Below are 24,689 nucleotides of genomic sequence, written 5' to 3' on the forward strand. Positions count from 1 at the left end.
CGAAGGCCACCGCCGAGACGGTGGCCTTCGTGTCCTTCAGTCCGGGATCAGGCGGTTTCGAACGGCTGGACGTTCGGCTGGAACACCTGGCCGTTGGCCGGGACCTTCAGATCGATCAGGTAGTCGGCCGTCACCTTGTCCACCCCGAGCGAGTCGCCGAGGATGCAGTGCCCGAAGGCGTCGACCGAGAGCAGGCGGGCGTTGCCCAGCTGGTCGGCCATCCGCTTCGAGAACAGGTACTGGGTCGCCGGGTCGTAGTAGTTGCCGACGACCAGGACCGGGGTGTCGGTCTTGGCCTGCCACGGACCGCGGTAGACGTCCGGCTTCTTCACCGGCCACACCGGGCAGCCCGCCACGTCCGAGAACGCCTGGTAGCGACCGAAAGTGGGCGATTCCTTCTCCCACTTCGCGGCGATCTCGGGGACCTTCTCCTGCTTGATCGTGATCTTCTTGTCCGAGCAGTTCACCGCGAAGTACGAGTCGTCGCCGGTGTACGGGCTGTCCGGGTTCACGTCCGCGCGCCCGTTCGCCCCGGACCGCAGCACCTTCAGCTCGACGGCCTGCGCCGTCTGCGTCTGCGCCGCGGGCGGGTGGACGACGTTGTACAGCGCCTGCAGGTCGTCGGCCAGCGGCGGGAACGACGTCGGCGAGTACAGCACCCCGGCCACCGTGCTGGTGAACGCGTTGATGTCGTAGCTGCTCCCGTCCGGCAGCTTGATCGGCTGCTGGCGCAGGCGGTCACGGATCTCGTCGAACTTCTCCCTCGGCGTGCCCGCGCTGAATGAGCACTTCGGCCCGACCTGCGCGCACTTGCGCAGGAAGGCGTCCAGCGCGATCTCGAACCCGCGAGCGCGCTCGCGGTCGTACTGCACGCCGTCGCTGGTGCGCAGCGCCGGATCGACGTTGCCGTCGATGACGATCGCCCGGCTCTGCTTCGGGAACATCGACGTGTACGTCGACCCGATCAGGGTCCCGTACGAGAAACCGACGAAGGTCAGCTTCTGGTCGCCGACGGCCGCCCGCATCTTGTCGAGGTCGCGCACCACGTCCTTGGTGGACATGTGGTTCAGCAGCGCGCCCGCGTTGTTCTTGCAGAACTGGCCGTAATCGCGGTACGAGGCCAGCGTCCCGGAGATCTCCTGCCGAGACAGTGGCACGGGGATCTGCGCGGCGAAGACGTCGTCCGCGTCCTCCTGCGTGGTGAAGCATTTGAGCGGGTTGCTGGCCCCGACGCCGCGCGGATCGAACCCGATCAGGTCGAACCGGTCCAGCACCTGCGGCTGGAAGTAGTTCGCCGCACCGATCGGCATCCGGAACCCGGAGCCACCCGGACCGCCCGGGTTGAGGAACAGCGAACCGACCTTCTTGTCGGGCGTCTTCGCCGCCCGCTTCAGCATCGCGATGTCGATCGTGCCGAGCGCCGCGTTGTCGTGGTCGATCGGCACGCGATACCGCGAGCAGCTGTAGAACTTCACCTGATCGGCCGGAACACCGCGGAGCTGGTCCGCCGTGCAGGCACCCCAGTTCACCGGCGCCGTCGCGCCGACCTGGGCGGCCGGCGGGCCTGCCTCCTGGGCGGCGACCGCCGTCCCGGACGCCCCGGTCAGCGCGGCGCCGGCCACGAGTGCCCCTACCAGTGCGAAACCGCGCACCGGCCTCCTTGTGGATCTCGGCAAAACGACTCCTCCCTCGGCTGGCGACGTGACGGACCACGTCGCACGGCGCGCCGTCGACGTCACGGCGCGTAACACCAAGCGAGCCTCGCACAAGCCGGTAACCCAGTCACCGGCCGAAAGGATGGTACGAACCTATCGAGTGGTTGTCTTCAACTCGAAAATCGGTAACACACGGCGAGCGGCGTCGGCCTCCATGGAGTAACCGGGCCAGAACTCCAGAAGCCGTTTCCACATCGCTTCGTACTCGTCGCCGCGCAGTTCCCTGGCCCTGACCGGGATCTCCTTGCCCGCCAGCGCGACGACCGCCTCGGGATGCGAGCGCAGATTGTGCGTCCACGCCGGATCGTTCGGCCTCCCCCAATTGGAGCCGATGAGCACGAAACCTTCCTCGTGCGGAAAGTACAGAAGATTGGTACTGCGGGGCAGCCCGCTCTTGCGGCCGGTCGTGGTCAGCCGGAGGGAAGGCAGCCCGGCCAGCGCGACCAGGCTCACCTTCCCCTTGAACAGCCGGTGGAGTCTCTTGTCCACCCAGATGATCCCGCCCGCGAGCCCCATCAGCCACGGTTTGGTGCCGAGCGCGCGGGCGAGCGACGTGAGAGGGTTAGCCACGGACAGATCTTGCCAGGCTCACCCCGAACCGCGATTCCGAGTCCGTCCACCATTTCTCCACGGAGAAACCGGCTTCGGCCAGTTCCGCGGCGATTCCCTCCCGCCGGAACTTCGCGGAGATCTCGGTGCGCACGTATTCGCCCTCGGCGAACTTCACCCGCAGGTCGGCGCCCGGGATGTCGACGGTCAGCGGCGCACGGGCCCGCAGGCGCATTTCGATCCATTCGTTCTCTTCGTCCCAATACGAGACGTGGTCGAACGCGGCCGGGTCGAAGTTCGCGCCGAGGCCGTTGTTGATCACGTGCAGCATGTTGCGGTTGAACTCGGCGGTGACCCCGGCGGCGTCGTCGTAGGCGCGCTCCAGGGTTTCCCTGTCCTTCACCAGATCCGTCCCGAGGAGGAACCACTCCCCTTCGTCGAGCACGCCGCGGACCGAGCGCAGGAAGGTGGCGCGGTCGGCGGGGAGGAAGTTGCCGATCGTGCCGCCGAGGAAGACCACCATCCGCGGCCGGTCCCCCGGCAGCAGGTCGAGGTGCCGGGTGAAGTCACCGACCACGCCTCGGACCTCGAGGGACGGGTAGTCGGCCGTGATGGCCTCGGCGGCCTCGGCGAGCGCGGTTTCGGAGACGTCGAGCGGGACGAACTCCTTCAACGTGCCGTGCCTGGTGAGCGCGTCGAGCAGGAGCCTCGTCTTCTCGCTCGATCCGGACCCGAGTTCGACGAGGGTGTGCGCGCCCGAGATTTCGGCGATCTCACCACCGCGCGCGGCGAGCACCTCCCGTTCGCTCCTGGTCGGGTAGTACTCGGGAAGGGCGGTGATGTCCTCGAACAGTTCGCTGCCGCGCGCGTCGTAGAACCATTTGGGCGACAACCACTTCTGGTCGGCCTCCAGGCCGGCGCGGACGTCCGCGCGCAGCTGCTCGGTGATATCCGATTCGCTGTGGTGTACGTCGAGGTCGAGTTCGGTCATCGTGCCTCAGGGCTCCGATCGGCTTCGAGGGGCAGGATCTCCACGCCCGCGCCGGTGACCCGGACGGCGTGGTGGTCGGGAACGGGAGTCCATCCGGGATCGTCGTCGCACGGTTCCGACGCGACGAGCACGCCGCCGCCGGTGTCCCGGTAGGACAGGGAATGCGTCCACGCGGTACCGATGAGCGTCCGGCCGTCGGTCAGCAGGAGATTGAGCCGCGAACCCGGCCCCGCCTCCTCGACCACTCCGGTCAGCCAGGCGACGGCCGCGAGCGGGTCTTCGCCCGCCTCCAGCCGTTCACGCAGCAAAGCCCACAGCAGTACCGAATCCGTGGTCGCCTCCAGTGTCAGCAGTCGCGTGATCGGCAGTTTCGCGGCGAGTTCGGCCATCGAGTCCGGCCAGCCCCGCACCAGCCCGTTGTGGCTGAAGAGGTAGCCGCCGCCGGTGAACGGCGCGTTCGCCGCCTCGACCACGGGCATCGCCGTCGTTCCGTTCCGCACCGCCGCCATGAAGGCGTGCGAGCGGACCGATCCGGCCAGGGCGGGCAGATCCCCGTCCGTCCACAAGGGAGCGGACCGGCGCAGCCGCAGCGGTTCGGGACCTCCGGCGTACCAGCCGAGGCCGTAGCCGTCCGCGTTGACCGAGCCGCCGCCCCGCATGTCGCGGGGGGCGTACGACTGCACGAGCAGCGAATGAGGGGCGTGGAAGAGCATCTCGGCGGGCGAGCGCGGCTCGCCGAGATACGCGATGTGACGGCACATGCCGCTCAGGCCACCTCGCTCGGCCGCGCGTCCCTGGCACAGCGGAACCCGGAGAAGATCTGCCGCCGGATCGGGTGATCCCAGTTGCGGAACGTACCGCGGATGGCCGCCGCGTCCGTGCCGAACGAGCCACCGCGCAGGATCCGGTAGTCCCCGCCGAAGAACACCTCCGAGTACTCCTTGTACGGGAAGGCGGCGAATCCCGGGTAGGCCTCGAAACCGCTGCTGGTCCACTCCCAGACGTCGCCGATCAGCTGGTGCACGCCCAGCGGCGAAACACCCGCCGGGTACGCGCCGACCTCCGCGGGCCGCAGGTGCCGCTGCCCGAGGTTGGCGTGGTCGGGGGTGGGTTCCTCGTCGCCCCAGGGGAACCGGCGCGACCGGCCGGTCGCCGGGTCGAACCGGGCGGCCTTCTCCCACTCCGGCTCCGTCGGCAGGCGCCGTCCCGCCCAGGCGGCGTACGCCTCGGCCTCGTGGAAGGAAACGTGGACGACGGGTTCCGCGGCGGGCACCTTCTCGTAGACGCCGAACCGCGTCCGCCACCAGCCGTCCTGCTCCCGTTTCCAGAACCGCGGCGCGTCGATGCCGTGCTCGCTGCGGTACGCCCACCCGCGCTCACTCCACCACTTCGGGTCTTCGTACCCGCCGGAGTCGAGGAACTCGGTGTACGCCCCACAGGTGACCGGCGTGGTGTCGATGAAGAACGCCTCCACCGCGACCTCGTGCGCCGGTCGCTCGTTGTCCAGCGCCCACGGCTCCGCCGACGTGCCCATGGTGAAGGCGCCGCCAGGCACGAACACCTCCGCGGGCAGCGGCCCGGACCGCGACGGCGGCGGGGCGGGCGCGTGCAGCACCGGGTCGCCCTTGCGCAGCTGATGGGTGGCCAGCATCGTCTCGTCGTGCTGCTGCTCGTGCTGGGTGATCATGCCGAAGGCGAAGGCGTCCTCGGTGAGCCGCCTGCCTTGCAGCGGAACGGTTTCCAGGATGTCGAAGGATTTCTCCCTGACCTCGCGGACGTACTTGCGCGCTTCCTCCGGGCCGAGCAGCGGCAGCGCCGGGCGATCCGCGCGGGCGTGCTGGAACGCGTCGTAAATGTCGTCGATGTCGGGCCGGAGCGCCTCGCGGCCGCCGACGTCGCGCACCAGCCAGAGCTCCTCCTGGCTGCCGATGTGCGCGAGGTCCCAGACCAGTGGCGACATCAGTTTCGAATGCTGGCGGACCAGGTCTTCGTCGTCGACGCTCGTCAGCGCGACGCTCCGCTCACGGGCCCTGGTGAGCGCCTCGGCCGCGTGCGCCCGCAGGTCTTGCGGGCTCAGCGCGCGAAGCGGGTTGGTCTCGGTGCTTTCCACGCTCATGACTGGTGGCTCCTCGAACCGCGTACGAGGGATTGCACGCCCTCGCTGATCTCGGTGATGGTCTCCGGCGGCAGACCGGTCGCGCCCAATTCGGCACAGCCGAGGTCCACCACCTTGCTCGCGACGGCGGCGATCTCCCGGTCGGCGAGGCCGAACCTGGCCGCGCACTCCCATCTGCCCATGACCGGCTCGCACAGTTCGAGCACCTTGTCCACTGTGGATGGGCGCGCGAGCAGCGCGGCCAGCAGGGCCACCGGGTGCAGCCACCTGGCGGCGGGCTGGGCGTCCAGGTAGCGGATCTCCAGATACCCCTGTGGACGGACCGGCGTGAAGAACGTCGTCAGGTGATAGGCAAGGTCGTCCTCGGTCGGCTTGCCGAGCCCGGCGCCCTCGCCCCGTCCGTCGATCCAGTCGGCGAAGGTCAGGGAATCGGGCGCGTCCCAGCGGCCGCCGGGGCCGGGAAGGACCATCAGCGGGGTGTCCAGGATCCTGCCCGCCCACTCCGCGGCCGGATCCTCGCCCGGTTCCGCCGACCTGGTGCGGGCCTTTTCCGTTTCCATCACGGCGAGCCACCGCGCGGACGCGTGGCCGGTGTCGCGTCCGGCGTGGATCCGGGAATTGGCGAAGGTGGCGAGCAGGGGCGGGCCGAGCGCGTGGACGGCGGCCCAGCGGACCGCCAGATCGTGCGCCTCGCCGGCGTCCACGCAGACCTGCAGGCCCGCGGTACTGCACATCATCGTCGCGCCGCCGTCGCCCATCGGGGCGAAGCGGCGTTCCATCGCGGCGTAGCGTGGGGTGCCCAGCTTGCGGGCGGGCGCGCGATGCCTGTCTATCCCGGTGTCCCCCAGGTACAGGCCTCGTGCGGCGAGAAGAGTTTCGAGATGGGCCAGATCGGCCGAGACGACGGCGTCCAGATGGCGCAGCGTGGTCTGTGGTCGAGCGGAGATCTCCACCTGACATCCGGGCTCGAGGCTCAGCGGTGAACCTGCCGGAAGCGGGAGGGCGGGGCTGTCGGGGCGCAGCGTCCGCGGTGTGTGCGGGCCGAGCGCGGTGGCGAGATCGTCGGGATCGAGAGGCCGGGCGGGTTCGTCGGCGTAGTGCACGGTGAATTCCAGCTCTACGCCGAGAAGTCTCGGCGGCCCGTGTTTGAAGCACACGGAAGCCACATACGCCTCACCTTCGGCGCGGTCCGACAGGACCTTCGCCGTCGCGTTCGACGCGCTCCCGGACTTCTCGGGGAAATCATGAACAGTGGTCATCTTTCCGCCGTCCAGTCGGTTGTCCGATTACTGAGATACCTTGACTTCGGACGCTACACGCGAGGTCCGACAAAATCAGTCCGGTTCTTGCCGGGCAGGATCGCCGGACCACCTTCCGGGACGGGACGATCAGGGCAAAGCGGGCTCCGTGCCCAGCCCCAGTGCGGCCGCCGCGTTACGCACCGCCTCGATCACCAGCTGCAGCGCCGGCCGCCGTGACGAGGTCGTCCGGTAGGCGATCGAAACCGTCCGCAGCAACGGTGTGGTCAACGCGACGACGTCGATCCCCGGCGGCCGGAGCCCGAGCCCGAGGTCGGAAACGAGCGTCACCCCGAGCCCGGCCCTGACCATCGCCATCGCCGTGGACTGCTCCTCGACCTCGTGGTTGATCTTGGGCTCGAACCCGTGCCGGTGACACGCCGTGCGCACCGCGCGGCCGAAATGACTCTTCGGGCTGGCGAGGATCCAGGGATGCTCGCCCAGTTCGGGCAGGGAAGCGCTCCCGGCGGGCACCGCACCGGCGGGTACGGCGGCGTGCAGCCGTTCGACCGCGATCACCGCGCGCTCCAGGCCCGCGTCCCACGGCATCGGCGCGTCGGAATAGTCGAGGACGAACGACAGGTCCAGTTCGCCGTCACGGACGGCGTCGGCGGTGTCCTCGGGAGCCAGCTCGCGGGTCCGGACCTGGATACCCGGATGCTCACCCGCGAGCGCGGCCAGCGCGTGCGGCAACAGGCCCGAAGCGACCGACGCCCACACCCCCGCCATGAGGCGCACCGAAACGGTCTCCTGTGCCTCCTCCAAGGCCAGTGTCGCCCGTTCGACCGACCCCAGGATCTCTTCGGCGTGCTCGGTGAGCAACAGCCCCAGTTCGGTCAGCTGCACCCGCCTGCCGAATCGTTCGAACAGCTTCGCGCCCACGTCCCGCTCCAGCTGAGCCAGCTGCTGTGACACCGCCGAAGCGGTGTAATGCAGCGAAGCGGCGGCCGCCGTGACGGTGCCGCGCCTGCTCAGCTCGCGGAGCATCCGCAGGCGGTGCAACGAAAGCTCCATGGCCCCAACGTAATCGGGTGCGGTCGCGGACGCCCGGTGACGCGTTACACCAGTTTCTCTGCACGACATCGTTCAGATTCGGTAAATGGACGCGCGCGCCCGCGGGGGCGCACCCTCGGAAGTGGCGCAGGAACGACCCCGAATCCACGAAGGAGGTGGCCGCATGGCCGCGAGGAACGCCGAACCGCTGATGAGGCTCGTCTGGACCGACCCCGTCACCGGTGCCACCGGCTACCTCGTAGTGCACAGCCTGGTCTCCGGTATCGCGACCGGCGGGACCAGGATGCGCGCGGGCTGCACGATGACCGAGGTCGAGGACCTGGCGAGGGGGATGGCGAACAAGACCGCGACCTTCGGCCTGCCGGTCGGCGGGGCCAAGGGCGGCATCGACTTCGATCCGAAGGACGAACGGGCTTTCGGTGTGCTGGAACGGTTCTGTGCGTTCCTGCGGCCGTGGATCGACAACCACTGGGTGACCGCCGAAGACCTCGGCGTGCCCCAGCACCTGATCGACGAGGTGTTCGCGAAACTCGGGCTCGAGCAGTCGTACCACGCGGCCATCCGTCGTTCGGCCGATCCGGCGCACACCCTTCGGCGTGTGCAGGCCGGGCTGAGCACACCGGTGCCCGGCGGGCTCCTGCTCGGCGACGTGATCGGCGGTTACGGCGTCGCACAGGCCTGCCTCGGTGTCGCCGACGCGTGGGAGTGGCCCGCCGACAAGACCACGGTCGCCATCCAGGGCATCGGCACCATGGGCGGCGGCGCGGCCTGGTACCTGCACGAAGCCGGGATGAAGGTCGTCGCGGTCGCCGACGCCGCCGGCACGCTGTACCGGCCCGAAGGCCTCGACGTCCCGGCGCTGCTGGACCTGCGCGACGAATACGGCGAGATCGACCGGAGCCGGCTCCCCGCCGACGTCCGGCTGCTCCCCCGCGACGAGATCGTGGCGACCGAGGCGGACATCCTCGTCCCGGCGGCGATCTCCTACGCGCTCCGCGCCGGGAATCAGGGTCTGGTCAAGGCGAAGGTCGTGATCGAAGCCGCCAACGCGGCGACCACCCCCGACGCCGAAGCGGGGCTGGCGGCCCGCGGCATCCCGGTGATCCCGGATTTCGTCGCGAACGCCGGCGCGGCCGCGTGGGCCTGGTGGCTCCTGCTCGGCGAGGTCGGCGCCGATCCGGCCGATTCGTTCCTGCGCCTGCGGACCGAGATGCGGGCGAAGGTGGCCCTGCTGCTGAGCTCGTGGAACCTCGACCGGATCCCACCCCGCACCACGGGTTTGCGGCTCGCCGAAACCACCCGTTCGGACGCCACCGCCCCGGAAACCGCCCCCGCGCTGGTCATCCCCTGAGGATGCGCGTGAAGGCCCCCTTCCCTCGGCTGAGCCGAGGGAAGGGGGCCTTCACGCGCGGTCAGGAGGCGAAGCGGTCCGTCGCGCCGATGAGGACTTCACGCATCGGCTCGTCCTTGGTGCTGTGGCCGACCTCGTCGATGAGCACCAGCTCGCTGCCGGGCCACGCGTGCGCCAGCTCCCACGGGGTGCCGATGAGGTTGCCGAGGTCGAGACTTCCTTCGGCGAGCACGGCCGGGATGTGGGCGAGTTTCCCGGCTTCCCGCAGCACCACGCCTTCGTCCAAAAAGGACCCATTGCTCCAGTAGTGGGTAACCAGCCTGGCGAAGGCGAGCCGGAACTCCGGGCTCTCGAAGCTCTCGTACGGCGGGGAGGTCGGGATGATCGCGTCCTCCCAGGCACACCAGGCCGCCGCCGCCTTCCCGTGGACCGCCGGGTCGGGGTCCATCAGCAATTTGAGGTACGCCGCCGCCAGGTCGCCGTCGCGATCCTCTTCGGGAACGCCGTCGCGGAATTTCGCCCACGCCTCGGGGAAGACACCGCCGAGACCGCGGGTGAGCAGGTCGCTCTCGCTCCGCCGCCCGGTGGCCAAGCCCATCAGGACCATCTCCGAGACCCGGTCCGGATGCCGCTCGGCGTAGACCAGCCCGAGCACCGAACCCCAGGAGCCGCCGAAGATCAGCCACTTCTCGATGCCCAGATGCTCGCGAAGCCGTTCCATGTCGGCGATCAGGTGGTCGGTGGTGTTGGTGGAGAGGTCGGCCTCGGGCTCGCCCGCGTGCGGGGTGCTCCGGCCGCAGCCTCGCTGGTCGAACAGCACGACGCGGTACTTGGCCGGGTCGAAGTACCGGCGCATGCCTGCGCCGCAGCCGGTTCCGGGTCCGCCGTGCAGCGTGACGGCGGGTTTGCCGCCGGGGTTCCCGCAGACCTCCCAGTACACGAGGTGCCCGTCGCCGACGTCGAGCATCCCGTGGTCGTACGGTTCGATTTCCGGATACAGCCGTGTCACGTTCTCGTCCTCCCGCCAGATACAACAGCGCTGTCACAATAGCGGGATGCATGCCCCGGCGCGCGGGATTAAGCAGTGCGGACCGACGCCCGGGGGCCGACCGTCCGTGAAGGCCTCCTTGAGGGACCCAGAGTCCCTCAAGGAGGCCTTCACGGACTTGGGCGAGCGCCGCCCACGATCTTCCGCGAAATTCCCCGCGCCGGATGTCTGTTCCGGCACGAGCGATTCGTGGAGAAGGTGAGGGGCCGCCAAGAAGGGGCGGCCGCCACGAACTTCAGGGGATGAGATGTCGAACGCGCGCCGCATGTACGACCTGGTCGAGCCCATCGGTCTGGTGCCCTACTTCGCCGACGAGTCGGATGAGGCCCTGATCGCGCTCGGCCTGCGCAACCCATGGGACGCCTACTTCGCCGGCCGGGCCGCACCGTTCGGCCGGTCGGTGCCCGCCGAGGTGATCCACGCGATCTTCTACAACTTCGCCCCCGGCGAGGTGGCCCGCCACATCCCGAAGGTCTGGGAGCTGACCACGCCCGAGGCGGCGCTGGCCGCCCGCGAACGGGGATGCGTCGCGGGGATACGGCGGATCCTCGGCGAACTCGCCGACGACCCCGCGGTCACCCGCGCCGGCGACCTTCTGCTGAAAGCGGCGACCAGCGCACCCGTGGAGGGACGCGCCCTCTACGCCGCCCTCCGCACGGTTCCGGTCCCGCGGGAGCCCGTTGCCAGGCTGTGGCACGCGGCCACCCTCCTGCGTGAACACCGGGGCGACGGCCACACCGTCGCCCTGTTGGCGGAGGGTATCGGCGGCACCGAGTGCCACGTGCTCCACGCCCTGTCCGTCGGCATCCCCGCGAACAAGTTCGGCCGGGTCTGGCACCTCCCCGCCGCCCGGCTGACCGCGGTCGTCGACGGTATGCGCGACCGCGGTCTCGTCGGGACGGACGGCTGGCTCACCACCGACGGCCGCGCCACGAAGGAACGCGTCGAGGCCATGACCGACAGGCTCGCGGAGACACCGTACGACGCCCTGAGCGCCCACGAACTCGAGCGCCTCGTCGCCGACCTCGAACCGATCTCGGCCGCGCTGAGGGCGGTGTTTCCGATGTGACGGCCTAGCCGCCCAGGGTGCTGGAGACGTGCTGAAGCGCGTCCACCAGCTCCGCCGGGCCGGCGGGTCCGATGTGGACCACCGCGTCGTTGCCGTGACCGGTCGTGTAGCTGAGGTACCTGCCCCAATCGGTGTCGGCGAAATGGAGCGGATCCTCGGCGGCCACATGCCTGCCGACCTCGTCCCGCTTGCCGACGTAGAGCTCGCCGCTCCCCTCGACCGGCCGCTGCACGAGGCTGACGATGTCCGCGATCACCGGCGGCAGCGAATGCGTGTCGGGGCTGCGGCGGGCCGCTTCTTCGAGCTCGTACGCGCGGACCGTGCGCAGCCTGCCGCCGCCCGCCGGAACGGGCGGCAACTGCTCGATCAGGGTTTCGGGCAGCCGTCGCCGATCGATCTCCTGCAGCCCGACCCAGTCGCCGGACGCCACGGCCAAGACCGCCTGAAGCCCCAGCGAAGCGGCGAGAACGCCGTAGGTCTGGCCTCCGGTGTTCACCCAGCCGTAGTACTCGATGGCCGGTTTCGTGAGCACCGGGAGCCAGTCCAGGAAGTCGACCGACGCGCGGCCGCTCGAATCCAGCAGCCCGGCCTGCGCCAGCGCCGCCTCCACTCGCTTGTCCGCCTCCGCGCGGGCCGTCCTGGACAGCCAGCGCGGTTCGGGACGCAGCGTGATGTGCAGGTCGCCGACGCGTTCGCGTTCGGCGAGCACCGCCAGGGCTTCGACCGGGACGTCCACCCGGCCTGTTCTCACGGTCATCCGCTACTCGCCGATGACCGGCGGGCTGGTCCGCTGGTCGGTGCCGAAGATCGCGTCCGGGTCGGCCTCGATCAGGTAGTCGGGGCGCTGGTGCTCGTCGTCCTCGTCGCCATCGGCGCGCCTGCCACCGGCACCCATCGGGCCCATCTGGCCGGCGCCGCCGCGTCCGGCCGCTCCGCGACCGCCGGCCAGGTGGTCGGCGCCTCCCAGGCCGCCGAGACCGCCCATTCCCGATCCCCTGCCCGCGCCAAGGCCGCCGGAACCGGGGGCGCCGCCCCTGCCGCCGGTGCCGCCCTCGCCACCGAGCAGCCTGCCCGCGGCGCTGTTGGACGGGGGCACGTTGCGACCGCCGGTGCTTCCCGGCGGGTTCTGTCCGGGGCCGTTGGGGTTGTAGTTCTGGCCGGGGCCGTTCGGCAGGCCGATGACGTTGTCCGAGTCACCACCGCCGGGACCACGTCCGGGGATCCGGCCCGGGATCTCGGTCGTCGGGCCCGGCTTGCCCTTGCCGCCACCGCTCGGGCGCGTGGTGTCGCCGTCCCCGGTACCCGGTGGCTTCCGCGTCGGCGTCGTGATGTTGGTGTCGGGCTTGTCCCTCGGGATCACCGGACGGTCGTCGTTGGTACCCGGTTTGGTCGGGTTCTGGTCGCCGCCCGGCTTGTTCTGGTTCGGGTTGGTGCCGTTGTCGTCCGTGCCGCTGGTGTCGGTGCCGTCGTTGTCGTCCCCGCTGCCGTTCCTGCCGGGCCTGACCGGGATGACCGGCGGCGGCTGGATCGGAGGCGGACCGCCCGGGGTCTTGACGCTGACGTTCGCGCCGTCGTTCTTCAGCACGCCGTAGTCGGTCGGCAGGCTGGAGCTCGTGCTGCTGGTGACCGAGTCGTACTGGTCCATCACGCGGACGTTGTTCTGGTTCGCCGCTTCGTGCTTCGCGACGCCCTCTTGGTAGTTCTTGATGTCGTTGTTGACCATGAACGGCCCGGCGATCGGGATCGCGCCCTTCAGGCCGGTGGTCCAGGGGTTCGGCTTGTCCGGTTTCGGCGGCACGGGGACGACCGTCTGCCCGGAGTCGTCGAAGCTGTCGGCCTGCGTCGTCACCGAATCCCTGGTCTGGAACAGCGGCTCCGCGGTCTCCTTGAAGGCCTGCTCGAGCGGGCCCGCACCGGCGTTCGCCGCGTCGGCGGCCGAACCGGTCCAGGAGGAGGTCATCCGCGTCTGCAGGGATTTGATGGCCATGCCACGTTCGACATAGGCGTCCGAGAGTTCGGCGATGCGATCGGCCGCCGAGCGCAGGTTGCGGGTGTCGCCCTGGGTGAAGTTCTCGAAGATCTGCTTGCCGTCCACTCTCATGCCCCCTTGAGTGTCTTGATTACGGCCGACGCGAGTTTCTGCGCGGTCCCGCACGAATTCTGTTCGTCGCCGTAGCCGGCGGCCAGGGTGTTGATCGTCAGGTCGTCCGCGACGCCGACCGCGAGATCGCAGTTGCCCCGGGCCCGCCTGTCCTGGATTCCGTAATAGACGGTCGGATAACCGTCGACCTCGGGGCCGGGCTCCAGGAACCTCAGTTGCCCGGACTCCTTGGCCTTGTACATTCCGGCCAGGCCACCCACGCCCTTTTCGCGGTTCCCGCTGCCGAGGATGATCTGCAGCGTCTCCCCTTTGCCCCTGATGAACCACCCGCAGCCCGGATTGCTCGACTCGGACCGGGGCTCGCCCGGCTCGGTGAACCCCAGTTCCGCGGCGGCGGCGGGGGGAAGCAGCTTGCAGGCGTCACCGACGTACGCCGAGGCGTCCAGCGGATTCGCCACCTTCGGGACGTTCGGATCCTCCGGTGCCGCCGACGATTCGGATGACGGCGCCGATCCGCTGCTCGGCGACGGTGTCCCGGGGTTCTCCCCCGTGCAGCCCGCCACCGCGACGGAAACGAGCACGAGCGCCGCCACGGCGGCGCGTTTCCTCAACACGTTCGGCATCCTCAGGTCGTGCGCAGGGTGTTGGCCTGGTCGGTGGCCATCGTCTTCGTCCGGGCGATCTCGAGCTTCGCGATGTAGCCCGTGATGTACTCCTTCATCGAGTCGTTCTGCTTCTGCAAGGCGAGCAGCGAATCGACGCCGGAATCGACGTAGCTGGAGCTGGCCTCGTCCCGGCCCGGCGGTCTCAGATCGGCGAGGATGTCCTCGATCTTCATGCCGTCCTCGGAGACCTTCTTCAGCTCGTCCTGCCACAGCCCGATGACGGTCTTCAGCTCCTCCGGGCTCATCTCGAACCCGCCGCCACCGCCGCCCCCACCGCCGTACACGGTCGGTTCCTTCGGCGTGGTGAGGTCACCCCAGACGGCCTTGATCGCGCTCGCGGCATCGCCGATGATGTTCACACCCGCACCTTCCCCTCAGCACTCACACACGGTGATGGACAAAGAGTAGCCAAGCGGCGGACGGCGTGTCAGCCGATCCGGCCGAGTGGTCGGACGTGTCTCGGAGCCGTCCGGTTCCCGGTCGGGGCGAACATCCCGCGAACTGGTCACAGTACGTACGTACGGATTGCATTGACCGGGCACCCGGTGTCAGGATTCCAGGATGCCACGGGTCAGCCAGGATCACCTCGACGCACGCCGGCGCCAGATCCTCGACGGCTCGCGTGTGTGCTTCGCACGCTATGGCTACGAGGGCGCCACCGTCCGGCGGCTGGAAGAAGCCACCGGCCTGTCCCGCGGCGCGATCTTCCACCATTTCCGCGACAAGGAGTCCCTCTTCCTGGCGCTGGCCGAGGACGACGCGGTGCGCATGGCCGACATCGTCGCCGAGCAGGGTCTCGTCCAGGTGATGCGCGAGCTGCTGACGAATCGCAGCGAACACCCCGCCGACTGGCTCGGCACGCGGCTGGAGGTCTCCCGGCGGCTGCGCACCGACCCCGAGTTCCGTGCCCGCTGGGCCGAGCGGTCCCACCAGCTGACCGCCGCGACCCGCCGCCGCCTGGAGCGTCAGCGCGACGCCGGGATCCTGCGTGACGACGTCGACGTCGACGTCCTGACCGCGTACCTCGAACTCGTTCTCGAAGGTCTCGTCTCCCACCTCGCGATGGGCCAGCCCGGTGACGATCTCGGCCCCGTTCTCGACCTGGTCGAGGAGAGCGTGCGGCGGCACCGTGCCCACGCGGCCGGGGGAACGCGTTAAGATTGTCCCATCGTCGCAGTACAGCGGCGGTGTCTGTTGGTTTCCGATCGAGGAGTGACACTTTTCGTGCGCGACGCGCAGTCACCTGGTGACAGTATCGAGCCGGGTGGCACACCCGGCTGTTCCGCGGCTCTTCCCGCCGACCCCGCCGGCAGGGAATGATGGAAATCCTGCTCGCCGTTCTCGGCATTCTTCTCTTCCTCCTGCTGACCGTCGGCACCGGCCTCGCCGTCGCCGCCGAGTTCTCCCTCACCGCGCTCGAGCGCAGCACGGTCGACGCGAACGTCCGCCAGGTCGGCGACAAACGTGCGCACACCGTGCAGAAGGCGCACCGCACGCTCTCGTTCCAGCTCTCCGGCGCACAGGTGGCGATCACCATCACCACCCTGGTCACCGGTTACCTCGCGGAACCGGTGATCGGTGATCTGCTGCACCCGCTCTTCACCGCCGTCGGGTTCTCCGAGGGCGTCGCGAACGGCGTGTCGCTGGCGGTCGCGCTGATCCTGGCCACGTCGCTGTCGATGATCCTCGGCGAGATGATGCCGAAGAACCTCGCGATCGCCAGGCCGCTGCAGACCGCGCGTGCCGTCGCGGGGTACCACTCGCGGTTCTCTTCGCTGTTCCGCTGGCTCATCACCCTGATGAACAACAGCGCCAACTTCCTCGTCCGCAAATTCGGTGTCGAGCCGCAGGAGGAACTGCGGTCGGCCCGGTCGCCGCAGGAGCTCGGCTCGATCGTGCGCTCCAGCGCGGAAAGCGGCACGCTCGACACGTCGACGGCCGAACTGCTGGACAAGTCGCTGCGCTTCGGCGAGCGGACGGCCGACGAGCTGATGACGCCCCGCGTCCAGCTCGAATCGCTGACCGTGGACGACACGATCTCCGACCTCATCGAGATCTCCCGCCGCACCGGCTTTTCGCGCTTCCCCGTCTACACCGAGGATCTCGACGACGTGCAGGGCGCGGTGCACATCAAGCAGGCGTTCACCGTCCCGGCCGCCCAGCGCGCCACGGTGCGGATCGGTTCGGTCATGCGGCCGATCCCGACGGTGCCCGAATCCCTGCCGGGCGACTCGCTGCTCAACCGGCTGCGTGATTCCCGGTTCCAGCTCGCGATCGTCGTCGACGAGTACGGCGGCACGGCGGGTCTGGTGACCCTGGAGGACGTCGTCGAGGAGATCATCGGCGACGTCCGCGACGAGCACGACGAGCGGGAAGCGCCGTCGTCCCAGCAGGTCGGCGCCGACAACTGGCTCGTGTCCGGACAGCTTCGCGCCGACGAAGTCACCGACGAGACCGGGTTCCGGATGCCCGACGGCGATTACGAGACCATCGCCGGGCTGATCCTCGAACGGCTCGGCCGGATCCCCTCCCCCGGTGATGCGACCGATCTCGACGCGTGGCGGCTCACGGTGACCAAAATGGACCGTCTCCGCATCGCCGAGGTCGAGGTCCGCCGGGTCAGCGAAACCGCGACCTCCGCCGAGCAGGAGCCCGCCCGATGAACGACTGGTTCAACATCTTCCTCGTCGTGGTCCTGTTGCTGGCCAACGCGTTCTTCGTCGGCGCCGAGTTCGCGCTGATCTCGTCGCGGCGCGACCGGCTGGAAGCCTTGCTGGAGCAGGGAAAGACCCGCGCCAGGATCGTGATCAACGCGAGCAGGAACGTCTCGCTGATGCTCGCGGGCGCACAGCTCGGCATCACGATCTGCTCGCTGCTGCTGGGACGGCTCGGCGAGCCCGCCGTCGCGCACCAGCTGGCCGGGTTCTTCGAGCTGTTCGGGATTCCCGAGGTCCTGCTGCACCCGATCTCGTTCGCGATCGCGCTGGCGTTCATCACCATCCTGCACGTGCTCATCGGCGAGATGGTGCCGAAGAACCTCGCGATCGCCGAGCCGGAGCGGCTGGCGCTGTGGCTGGTCCCGGTGCACGTGGCCTGGGTGAAGCTCGCCAACCCGTTCATCTGGCTGCTGAACTTCGTGGCCAACTCGCTGCTGCGCGTGTTCAAGGTCGAGCCGAAGGACGAGCTGGAGACGGCCTACACCTCCGACGAGCTCGCGGAACTGCTCAGCGAGTCGCGGCGGGAGGGGCTGCTGGAGCACTCCGAGCACCAGCGGCTGAGCAAGACACTGTCCTCGGTCGAGAAGACGGTCGCGGACGTGCTCGTCCCGACGGCTCAGCTGACCACGCTGCCCTGCTCGCCCACCTTGGGCGACGTCGAACGCGCGGTGTCCTCGACCGGATTCTCCCGTTTCCCGGTGTGCACCGACGACGGGACGCTCACCGGCTACATCCACGTCAAGGACATCCTCGACCTCGTGGGCGAGGACCCGACCACCGTGGTGCCGTCGGACAAGACGCGGGCGCTCACCGAACTGCACGCCGACGCCCGGCTGGACGAGGCGTTGTCGGCGATGCGCAAGGAAGGCAGTCACCTGGCGCGGGCGCTGAGCCCCGCGGGGGCCGCGGTCGGCGTCGTCGCGCTGGAGGACCTCGTCGAGGAATACGTGGGAACCGTCCGCGACGGCACCCACGTCATGTCATGACCGGCCCGGTCGTCCTTCCCGAGCCCGTCTGGCGAGCCAGGGAGGACGAGCACGTCGCGCGGATGCGGCGCTGGACGACACCGCACCAGCGCCGCCGTTCGCGGGGCGAGAAGCATCCGGTGCTCGACTTCCTCTTCAGCTACTACTCGCACCGGCCAGGGCATCTCGAACGCTGGCAACCGGGTCCGGGTGTCGTCCTCGAAGGCGCGTCCGCGCGCCGGTTCCTGGAGCGGAAGGGCTACCTGGAGACTGCGGACGGCGTCATGCTCGACCCGGAGGGCTTCACCGAGGGGCGGGCCAAGACCGCCGAATTCGTGTTCAGGCTGCTTTCCGCGACCGCGTCCCGCTCGCCGAGACTCAGTTGTTTCGGGCTTCACGAATGGGCAATGGTTTACCGGGAATCGGCGAATGAGGTTCGTCACTCACAACTTCCGCTCCGGCTCGGTTCGGCCGGGACCGACGGCGTCGTCGAGTCGCTGGAGATCCGGTGCGGGCATTTCGACGCGTTTCGCTTCTTCACCGAGCCCGCCCGGCCGCTCAACACCCTGCGGCCGGCCCGGGAGGACCAGGTCGACTTCGAGCAGCCGGGCTGCCTGCACGCCAACATGGACCTGTTCAAGTGGGCGTACAAACTCGATCCGTTCGTCCCCGCCGAGCTGGTCGGGGACTGCTTCGAGCTGGCCGCGGACATCCGGGAACTGGACATGCGGGCCAGCCCGTACGATCTGGCGTCGTTCGGGTACTCGCCCGTGCGGATCGAGACCGCGGAAGGCCGTGCCGAGTACGCCCGCGCGCAGGCCGGGTTCGCCCGCCGGGCCGCGCCGCTGCGTGAGCACCTGATAGCGCATTGCCAACGACTCCTTGCCGAGTTAAAGAAGGTCCCCGCGACACGCGGAAAACAACTGTGAGTCGTCGCATTCCCCGTAACATCCTCCCCTGTTAGAGTGATAACGGTTTGATTGCATACGCAGCGCGAGCGCGCACGTTTCGAAAGGACAACGATGGGGCGACACAGCGCGGTCGAGGAGCCGGTGCCGCATCCCCTCGACCCGCCGAAGCGGCCTCAGGGTCGCGGTGAGGCGACCGGTTCGCACCGGATCGTCGGGAAGAAGGCCCCGCGGCGGCGGATCGCCAAATGGCCCATCGCCTGCCTGGTCCTCGTGGTCCTGGTCGCGATCGGCGTGTTCGGCTGGAACTGGGCGGACGGCGAGCTCAACACCCGCGCCGAAGCCCAGGCCAAGGCGTGCAGCGCCGGCGACACCCCGATGCGGGTCATCGTCACCCCCAGTATCGAGAAGCCGGTCCGCGCGGCGGCCGAGCGGTGGAACAACGCCGCGACCGTGGTCCGCGACCACTGCGTGGTCATCCAGATCGACGCGCTGTCGTCCGCTTCCGTGCTCGACGGCCTCGTCGGGCGGACCAACCTCGACTCCATCGGCGGTCTTCCCGCCGCCTGGATCCCCGAGTCCTCCTACTGGGTGACCGAGCTGAACACCGCCAAGCCCGAGCTGGTCGGTTCGCCTGCCCAGTCGGTCGCGACGGCGCGTTCGGCCGACTACCCGCTCGTCGGCCTCGCCGGCAAGAACATCGACGAGGTCCAGATGCGCGCCGCGCAGACGTTCCGCCAGTACCTGCAGCAGCCCGCCCAGCAGGCCGACTTCGCGGCCGCGGGCATCAAGGCCACCTGAGGCCCCGAACCACGGGAAAGGCCCCTTCGCCGCTCGGGAAGGGGCCTTTCCCGTACCTCCGGCCTCGTGAATGGCAGGGACGGGTCTCTGGCACCTATTTGATCGTGGCGGCCCGTTGGTCGCAGGTCCGTGAGGGCCTCCTTGCCTACCCTCAAGGTAGGGAAGGAGGCCCTCACGGACCACACGATCGTCACTGAGGCCCCGGCAACGCGGGCGCGTGTGAGCGCCACCTGACGAGCACGCCACCTTTGCCCTCGAGAACCGTCCAGCCGATCACGAGCCGAAGGTGTCCGGGTCCGGGCCGGTGCGCGTCCCGTCGTCGAACTCGGCGAGCGCCGCGAGATCGTCTTCGGCGAGCTCGAAGTCGAATACGTCGAAATTCTCGCGGATCCGGGACGGTGTCACGGATTTCGGGATGGCGACCGTGCCGAGCTGCAGATGCCAGCGCAATACGAGCTGCGCCGGGCTCTTGCCGTATTTGGCGGCGAGGGCGGTCAGCGTCGCGTCCGAGAGCAGGGATCCCTGCGCGAGCGGGCTCCACGCCTCGGTGACGATGCCGTGTTCGGTGTGGAACTCCCGCAACGCCTTCTGCTGGAGCCGGGGATGCAGCTCGACCTGGTTGACCGCGGGCACGATCCCGGTTTCGTCGAACAGCCGCCGCAGCTGCGGGACGTGGAAGTTCGACACCCCGATCGCTCGCGCCCGCCCGTCCGCGTACAGCTTCTCCAGCGCCCGCCAGGTTTCGACGTACTTCCCGCGGGCGGGTATCGGCCAGTGGATCAGATACAGGTCGACGCGGTCCAGGCCGAGTTCCGCGAGGCTCGCGTCGAACGCCCGGAGGGTCTCGTCGTAGCCGTGGCCCGGATTGGGGAGCTTCGTGGTGATGAACAGCTCGTCGCGGGGCACGTCCGATGAGCGGATCGCCTCGCCCACGCCGGCTTCGTTCCCGTATGACGCGGCGGTGTCGATGCTGCGGTACCCGGTCTCGATGGCGGTCCGGACGACCTTGGCCGTATCGCCCGCGGGCACCTGCCAGACGCCGAAACCGAGCCGGGGGATGGCTACCTCGTTGTTCAGGACGACGGAAGGCACGGCCATGGAAGAGGAATCCTCACTGGAGTCTGTGGCTGGACTTCTTGTCCGGCATCATTCCACCCCGCGCGCCGCGTACGCGCGCAGATATTCCGCCGTGTCCGCGTCGGCCGGGAAGAAGGACTCGATCACCAGCTCGGCGACCGTGACGTCCAACGGCGTCCCGAACGTGGAGACCGTGCTGAAGAACGTGAGTTCGGCGCCCTCGTGCCGCAGTTTCAACGGGACGAAGATGTCACCCGGCCCGGGGACCTCCACCTCGGGGACGGGATCCGCGCACGGATAGGCGGCCAGTTCCTCCAGGAGTCCGGTCAGCGCCGGGTCGGCCGTCTGGGTCACCTGCCGCCGCAGCCTGCCGAGCAGATGCGCGCGCCACTCCCCCAGGTTCAGCACGTGCGGCGCCATCCCGTCCGGGTGCAGCGTCACCCGCAGGACGTTGACTGGAGGCGTCAGCAAGGCGGGCGAGACCAGGCCGGTCATGAGCGAGATGCTCGCGTTGGCGTCGACCAGGTTCCACCACCGGTCGACGACGGCGGCCGGGTACGGCTCGTGGCCGGTCATCAGCTGCCGGACCGCCTTGCGGACCGCCGCCATTTCCGGGGCGCCGAGGCCGCTTTCGGCGTACGCGGGCGCATACCCCGCCGCCAGCAACAGCTGATTGCGTTCCCGCAAGGGCACCTCCAGGTGTTCGCCGAGCCGCAGCACCATGTCGCGGCTGGGCTTGGACCGGCCGGTCTCCACGAAGCTCAGATGGCGGGTGGAGATATCCGCAGAGATGGCGAGATCCAGCTGACTGATCCGGCGGCGGTCACGCCATTCGCGGAGGAGCTCGCCGACGGGGCGGCCCGCGGTCACTGTGGTCGTCACGATCACGAACCTACGGCTCCGCGCGCGGAGCCGCCATTACCTCCCGCGTAATCGACGGGACCCACCCCCGGCCGACAGAGTTGCGGCATCGGTTACCCCACAACGAAACGAGGAGACACCATGTCGGACATCCAGCGCGTCGCCGAGCAGTACATCGCCGTGTGGAACGAGACCGACGCGGACCAGCGCCGCGCGCTCATCGCCGAACTGTTCACCGAGGACGCCGCCTACACCGACCCGCTCGGCGCCGTCACCGGCCACGACGGTGTCGACGGTTTCATCGCCGGCGCGCAGGCCCAGTTCGCGGGCCTGAAGTTCAGCCTGCCCGCCGTGCCCGACGCGCACCACGACATCGCGCGGTTCCAGTGGTACCTCGGCCCGGAGGGGGTGGAGGAGCCGCTGGCGATCGGGTTCGACGTCATCACCGTCGAGGACGGGCGGATCAAGCAGGTGCTGGGCTTTCTCGACAAGATGCCCGGCTGAGCATCAGGCGAAGGCCTCCGGCGGCGGACAGGAGCAGACGAGGTTGCGGTCCCCCGCGGCCCCGTCGATCCGCCGCACCGGGGGCCAGATCTTCGATGCGGTGTACCCGGCCGGGAAGACCCCGATCTCCCTGCTGTACGGGCGATCCCACTCGCCCGCGAGGCAGCGCGCGGTATGCGGGGCGTTCCGCAGCGGGCTTCGCTCCACCGGCCACTCCCCCGCGGCGACCTTCTCGATCTCGCCGCGGATCGCGATCATCGCGTCGCAGAACCGGTCGAGTTCACCGAGATCCTCGCTCTCGGTGGGCTCGACCATGAGCGTTCCCGCGACCGGGAAGGACATCGTCGGCGCGTGGAGTCCGTAGTCGGCCAGCCGCTTGGCGACGTCGTCCACGGTGACGCCGGTCCGTTTGGTGAGCGCGCGGAGATCGAGGATGCATTCGTGCGCGACCAGGCCGTCGTGCCCGGAGTACAGCACCGGATAGTGCTCCGCGAGCCGCTTGGCGACGTAGTTGGCGTTCGCGACGGCGGTCAGCGTCGCCCGCCTGAGGCCTTCCGCGCCCATCATCCGGACATAGGCCCAGGAGATCGGCAGGATCGACGCGCTCCCCCACGGCGCCGCGCTGATCGGGCCCACGCCGGTGGCCGGGCCCGCGTCCGGCTGCAGCGGGTGGTTCGGCAGGTACGGCGCCAGATGCGCGCGGACGCCGATCGGCCCGATACCCGGCCCGCCGCCACCGTGCGGGATGCAGAAGGTCTTGTGCAGGTTCAGATGCGAGACGTCGGCGCCGAACCTGCCGTATTGCGCCACGCCGATCAGGGCGTTCAGGTTCGCGCCGTCGACGTACACCTGGCCGCCGGCGTCGTGCACCAGCGCGCAGACCTCGCGGACGGTGTCCTCGTAGACGCCGTGCGTCGAGGGATAGGTGATCATGATCGCGGCGAGGTCGTCCGCGTGCTCGTCCACAGTGGACTTAAGGTGGCCGAGGTCGATATTGCCCTCGTCGTCGCAGTTCACGACGACCACCCGCATCCCGGCCATCACCGCGCTGGCGGCGTTCGTCCCGTGCGCGCTCGACGGGATCAGGCAGACGTCACGCGCCGCGTTCCCGCGTTCGCGGTGGTACGCGCGAATCGCCAGCAGCCCGGCGAATTCGCCCTGGCTTCCGGCGTTCGGCTGCAGGGAGACCGCGTCGTAGCCGGTGATCCCGGCGAGCCAGCGCTCCAGATCCCGCACGACGGAGAGCAGACCGGCCGCGTCCTCGGCGGGAGCGAACGGATGCAGACCGGCGAACTCCGGCCAGGTGATCGGCTCCATCTCGGCCGTGGCGTTGAGTTTCATCGTGCAGGAGCCGAGCGGGATCATGCTGCGGTCGAGCGCAACGTCCTTGTCGGACAACGACCTCAGGTACCGCAGCAACGCCGTTTCCGAGCGGTGCGCGTGGAAGACCGGATGGGTCAGGTAGCCGCTGGTGCGGCGCAGATCCGGCGGAAAGCCGTCGGCGGTGTCCGCGTCAAGGGAGTCCACATCGGACACCGCGACCCCGAACGCCTTCCACACCAACGAAAGATGTTCACGGGTCGTCGTCTCGTCGCAGGCGACGGCGACGTGGTCGGAGTCCACGAGCCTCAGGTTCACCCCGAGCTCCCGTGCCGTGCCGACGATCGCCGTCGCCCGGCCGGGGACGGAAACCGTGACCGTGTCGAAGAATTCACAGTGCACGACGTCCACACCGCTCTCGGCGAGACCCGCCGCGAGTACCGTGGCCATCCGATGCGCGCGGTTCGCGATGGCGCGCAACCCTTCGGGCCCGTGGTACACCGCGTACATCGACGCGATGACCGCCAGGAGCACCTGGGCGGTGCAGATGTTGCTCGTCGCCTTCTCGCGGCGGATGTGCTGCTCGCGGGTCTGCAACGCGAGCCGGTACGCGGGCGCGCCGTCGGCGTCCTTCGACACCCCGACCAGCCGGCCGGGCAGCTGCCGTTCGAGGCCCTTCCGGACGGCGAGGTACGCCGCGTGCGGTCCGCCGAAGCCCATCGGGACCCCGAACCGCTGCGTCGACCCGATCGCGACGTCGGCACCGAGTTCACCGGGCGACCGCAGCAGGGTCAGCGCGAGCGGATCCGCGGCCATCACCACGGCGGCACCGAGCGCCTTGACCTCGGCGATGGTGTGGTCCCATTCGCGGACGACACCCGAAGCGCCCGGATACGACAGCAGCACCCCGAAGAAGTCGCCGCCGAGCCCGAGCCCGGTGATGCCCTGGGACAGATCCGCGGTCACCAGGTCGATGCCGAGCGGTTCGGCGCGGGTGCGCAGGACCTCGATCGTCTGGGGAAGGGTGTCCTCGTCGACCACGAACCGGCTCGATTTCGCCTTGCCCGCGCGGCGGACCAGTGTCATCGCCTCGGCCGCCGCGGTCGCCTCGTCCAGCATGGACGCGTTGGCGATCGGCAGGCCGGTCAGATCGGCGACCATGGTCTGGAAGTTGAGCAGCGCTTCGAGACGCCCTTGCGAGATCTCCGGCTGATACGGCGTGTACGCGGTGTACCAGGCCGGGCTCTCCAGCACGTTGCGGCGGATCACCGGCGGGGTCACGGTGTCGTGGTAGCCGAGGCCGATCATCTGGACCATCGGCCGGTTGCGGGCGGCCAGCGCGCGGAGTTCGGCGAGCGCGCCGGTCTCGGTGGCGGGTGGCGGCAGGTCCGGCGGACTCGCGGACGCACGCAGCGACGCGGGGACGGCCCGCTCGGCGAGCTCTTCGAGGGAGGCGGCGCCGACGACGTCGAGGATGCGCGCGAGCTCTTCGGCACCGGGACCGATGTGCCGGTCCGCGAAGGGGGTTCCGGATTCGAGAGCGGCCAGTGAAACGGGCTCCAACGGGGACCTCCCAAGACGCGGGGGTGGGGCCGGGACGATTGTCCTGGCCCTCCCCA

23 protein-coding genes are annotated in these 24,689 nt (G+C 69.4%); 8 read left to right on the forward strand and 15 right to left on the reverse strand.

All coding sequences use genetic code 11. The features are described 5' to 3' along the window. Window positions 1-47: 47 nt before the first annotated feature. The 7 genes from ACFWIW_RS16530 to ACFWIW_RS16560 all read right to left on the reverse strand — a co-directional run bounded on the left by ACFWIW_RS16530 (window position 48) and on the right by ACFWIW_RS16560 (window position 7,683). On the reverse strand, window positions 48-1,652 hold the full coding sequence (locus tag ACFWIW_RS16530; RefSeq protein WP_378369231.1) for an alpha/beta hydrolase: 1,605 nt from the start codon (window positions 1,650-1,652) through the stop codon (window positions 48-50). A 156-nt stretch (window positions 1,653-1,808) separates the two neighbouring features. Beyond that, a complete protein-coding gene (locus ACFWIW_RS16535; protein WP_378369365.1) occupies window positions 1,809-2,231 on the reverse strand; it encodes a nitroreductase family deazaflavin-dependent oxidoreductase in 423 nt (140 codons plus the stop codon). Window positions 2,232-2,277: 46 nt separating this feature from the next. Next, window positions 2,278-3,255 (reverse strand): L-histidine N(alpha)-methyltransferase, encoded by a 978-nt coding sequence (gene egtD, locus ACFWIW_RS16540; RefSeq protein ID WP_378369232.1) that lies wholly within the window; start codon window positions 3,253-3,255, stop codon window positions 2,278-2,280. Beyond that, window positions 3,252-4,016 (reverse strand): ergothioneine biosynthesis protein EgtC, encoded by a 765-nt coding sequence (egtC, locus tag ACFWIW_RS16545; protein WP_378369233.1) that lies wholly within the window; start codon window positions 4,014-4,016, stop codon window positions 3,252-3,254. Before egtC ends, egtD begins: the two co-directional genes overlap by 4 nt. Window positions 4,017-4,021: 5 nt before the next feature. After that, a complete protein-coding gene (gene egtB, locus ACFWIW_RS16550) occupies window positions 4,022-5,371 on the reverse strand; it encodes an ergothioneine biosynthesis protein EgtB (RefSeq protein WP_378369234.1) in 1,350 nt (449 codons plus the stop codon). Further along, window positions 5,368-6,630 (reverse strand): glutamate-cysteine ligase family protein, encoded by a 1,263-nt coding sequence (locus ACFWIW_RS16555; RefSeq protein WP_378369235.1) that lies wholly within the window; start codon window positions 6,628-6,630, stop codon window positions 5,368-5,370. The genes egtB and ACFWIW_RS16555 overlap by 4 nt, the downstream gene beginning before the upstream one ends. 129 nt (window positions 6,631-6,759) lie before the next feature. After that, window positions 6,760-7,683, reverse strand: a complete 924-nt coding sequence (locus ACFWIW_RS16560; RefSeq protein ID WP_063275987.1) for a LysR family transcriptional regulator — start codon at window positions 7,681-7,683, stop codon at window positions 6,760-6,762. Between the two features lie 163 nt (window positions 7,684-7,846). Here ACFWIW_RS16560 and ACFWIW_RS16565 point away from each other — a divergent pair, with 163 nt between their 5' ends. Continuing rightward, on the forward strand, window positions 7,847-9,034 hold the full coding sequence (locus tag ACFWIW_RS16565) for a Glu/Leu/Phe/Val dehydrogenase dimerization domain-containing protein (RefSeq protein WP_378369236.1): 1,188 nt from the start codon (window positions 7,847-7,849) through the stop codon (window positions 9,032-9,034). Window positions 9,035-9,095: 61 nt separating this feature from the next. Here ACFWIW_RS16565 and pip read toward each other — a convergent pair whose 3' ends face one another. Next, window positions 9,096-10,001, reverse strand: a complete 906-nt coding sequence (pip, locus tag ACFWIW_RS16570; protein ID WP_378369366.1) for a prolyl aminopeptidase — start codon at window positions 9,999-10,001, stop codon at window positions 9,096-9,098. Window positions 10,002-10,347: 346 nt separating this feature from the next. Here pip and ACFWIW_RS16575 point away from each other — a divergent pair, with 346 nt between their 5' ends. Further along, complete coding sequence (locus ACFWIW_RS16575) at window positions 10,348-11,151, forward strand: MarR family transcriptional regulator (RefSeq protein ID WP_378369367.1); 804 nt, start codon at window positions 10,348-10,350, stop codon at window positions 11,149-11,151. A 4-nt stretch (window positions 11,152-11,155) separates the two neighbouring features. Here ACFWIW_RS16575 and ACFWIW_RS16580 read toward each other — a convergent pair whose 3' ends face one another. Genes ACFWIW_RS16580 through ACFWIW_RS16595 form a run of 4 tightly spaced genes read right to left on the reverse strand, consistent with a single transcriptional unit; the run spans window position 11,156 to window position 14,276 of the window. Then, window positions 11,156-11,887: an ESX secretion-associated protein EspG gene (locus ACFWIW_RS16580; protein WP_378369368.1), complete on the reverse strand. Its 732-nt coding sequence runs from the start codon at window positions 11,885-11,887 to the stop codon at window positions 11,156-11,158. A gap of 24 nt (window positions 11,888-11,911) precedes the next feature. Further along, window positions 11,912-13,252 carry a hypothetical protein gene (locus ACFWIW_RS16585; protein ID WP_378369237.1) on the reverse strand — a complete coding sequence of 447 codons (1,341 nt, stop codon included), beginning with the start codon at window positions 13,250-13,252 and terminating at the stop codon, window positions 11,912-11,914. Continuing rightward, complete coding sequence (locus ACFWIW_RS16590; protein ID WP_378369238.1) at window positions 13,249-13,875, reverse strand: DUF3558 domain-containing protein; 627 nt, start codon at window positions 13,873-13,875, stop codon at window positions 13,249-13,251. Before ACFWIW_RS16590 ends, ACFWIW_RS16585 begins: the two co-directional genes overlap by 4 nt. Before the next feature lie 2 nt (window positions 13,876-13,877). Further along, on the reverse strand, window positions 13,878-14,276 hold the full coding sequence (locus ACFWIW_RS16595) for a hypothetical protein (protein WP_240598759.1): 399 nt from the start codon (window positions 14,274-14,276) through the stop codon (window positions 13,878-13,880). Between the two features lie 202 nt (window positions 14,277-14,478). On the opposite strand from ACFWIW_RS16595, the gene ACFWIW_RS16600 reads away from it, so the two are divergent. The 5 genes from ACFWIW_RS16600 (at window position 14,479) to ACFWIW_RS16620 (ending at window position 19,308) form a co-directional block, all read left to right on the forward strand. Continuing rightward, entirely contained in the window at window positions 14,479-15,075 is a 597-nt protein-coding gene (locus ACFWIW_RS16600; RefSeq protein ID WP_378369239.1) for a TetR/AcrR family transcriptional regulator, read from the forward strand. Between the two features lie 158 nt (window positions 15,076-15,233). After that, entirely contained in the window at window positions 15,234-16,580 is a 1,347-nt protein-coding gene (locus tag ACFWIW_RS16605) for a hemolysin family protein (protein WP_378369240.1), read from the forward strand. Continuing rightward, a complete protein-coding gene (locus ACFWIW_RS16610; RefSeq protein ID WP_378369241.1) occupies window positions 16,577-17,620 on the forward strand; it encodes a hemolysin family protein in 1,044 nt (347 codons plus the stop codon). The genes ACFWIW_RS16605 and ACFWIW_RS16610 overlap by 4 nt, the downstream gene beginning before the upstream one ends. Beyond that, window positions 17,617-18,528 (forward strand): 3-methyladenine DNA glycosylase, encoded by a 912-nt coding sequence (locus ACFWIW_RS16615; RefSeq protein WP_378369242.1) that lies wholly within the window; start codon window positions 17,617-17,619, stop codon window positions 18,526-18,528. Before ACFWIW_RS16610 ends, ACFWIW_RS16615 begins: the two co-directional genes overlap by 4 nt. Window positions 18,529-18,621: 93 nt before the next feature. Further along, window positions 18,622-19,308: a hypothetical protein gene (locus ACFWIW_RS16620; RefSeq protein ID WP_378369243.1), complete on the forward strand. Its 687-nt coding sequence runs from the start codon at window positions 18,622-18,624 to the stop codon at window positions 19,306-19,308. A 273-nt stretch (window positions 19,309-19,581) separates the two neighbouring features. Here ACFWIW_RS16620 and ACFWIW_RS16625 read toward each other — a convergent pair whose 3' ends face one another. Continuing rightward, the gene (locus ACFWIW_RS16625; RefSeq protein ID WP_378369244.1) at window positions 19,582-20,406 is read right to left on the reverse strand and encodes an aldo/keto reductase; all 825 of its coding nucleotides are present in this window, start codon (window positions 20,404-20,406) and stop codon (window positions 19,582-19,584) included. A gap of 48 nt (window positions 20,407-20,454) precedes the next feature. After that, a complete protein-coding gene (locus ACFWIW_RS16630) occupies window positions 20,455-21,273 on the reverse strand; it encodes a helix-turn-helix domain-containing protein (RefSeq protein WP_378369245.1) in 819 nt (272 codons plus the stop codon). 114 nt (window positions 21,274-21,387) lie between these two features. Between ACFWIW_RS16630 and ACFWIW_RS16635 the strand changes: the two genes are divergently transcribed. After that, complete coding sequence (locus ACFWIW_RS16635) at window positions 21,388-21,750, forward strand: nuclear transport factor 2 family protein (protein ID WP_378369246.1); 363 nt, start codon at window positions 21,388-21,390, stop codon at window positions 21,748-21,750. Between the two features lie 3 nt (window positions 21,751-21,753). Here the strand turns inward: ACFWIW_RS16635 and gcvP are convergent, their stop codons facing one another. Further along, window positions 21,754-24,633 carry an aminomethyl-transferring glycine dehydrogenase gene (gene gcvP, locus ACFWIW_RS16640; RefSeq protein WP_378369247.1) on the reverse strand — a complete coding sequence of 960 codons (2,880 nt, stop codon included), beginning with the start codon at window positions 24,631-24,633 and terminating at the stop codon, window positions 21,754-21,756. Window positions 24,634-24,689: the final 56 nt, after the last annotated feature.

The organism is Amycolatopsis sp. NPDC058340 (genome assembly GCF_042723975.1).
Classification (GTDB): domain Bacteria; phylum Actinomycetota; class Actinomycetes; order Mycobacteriales; family Pseudonocardiaceae; genus Amycolatopsis.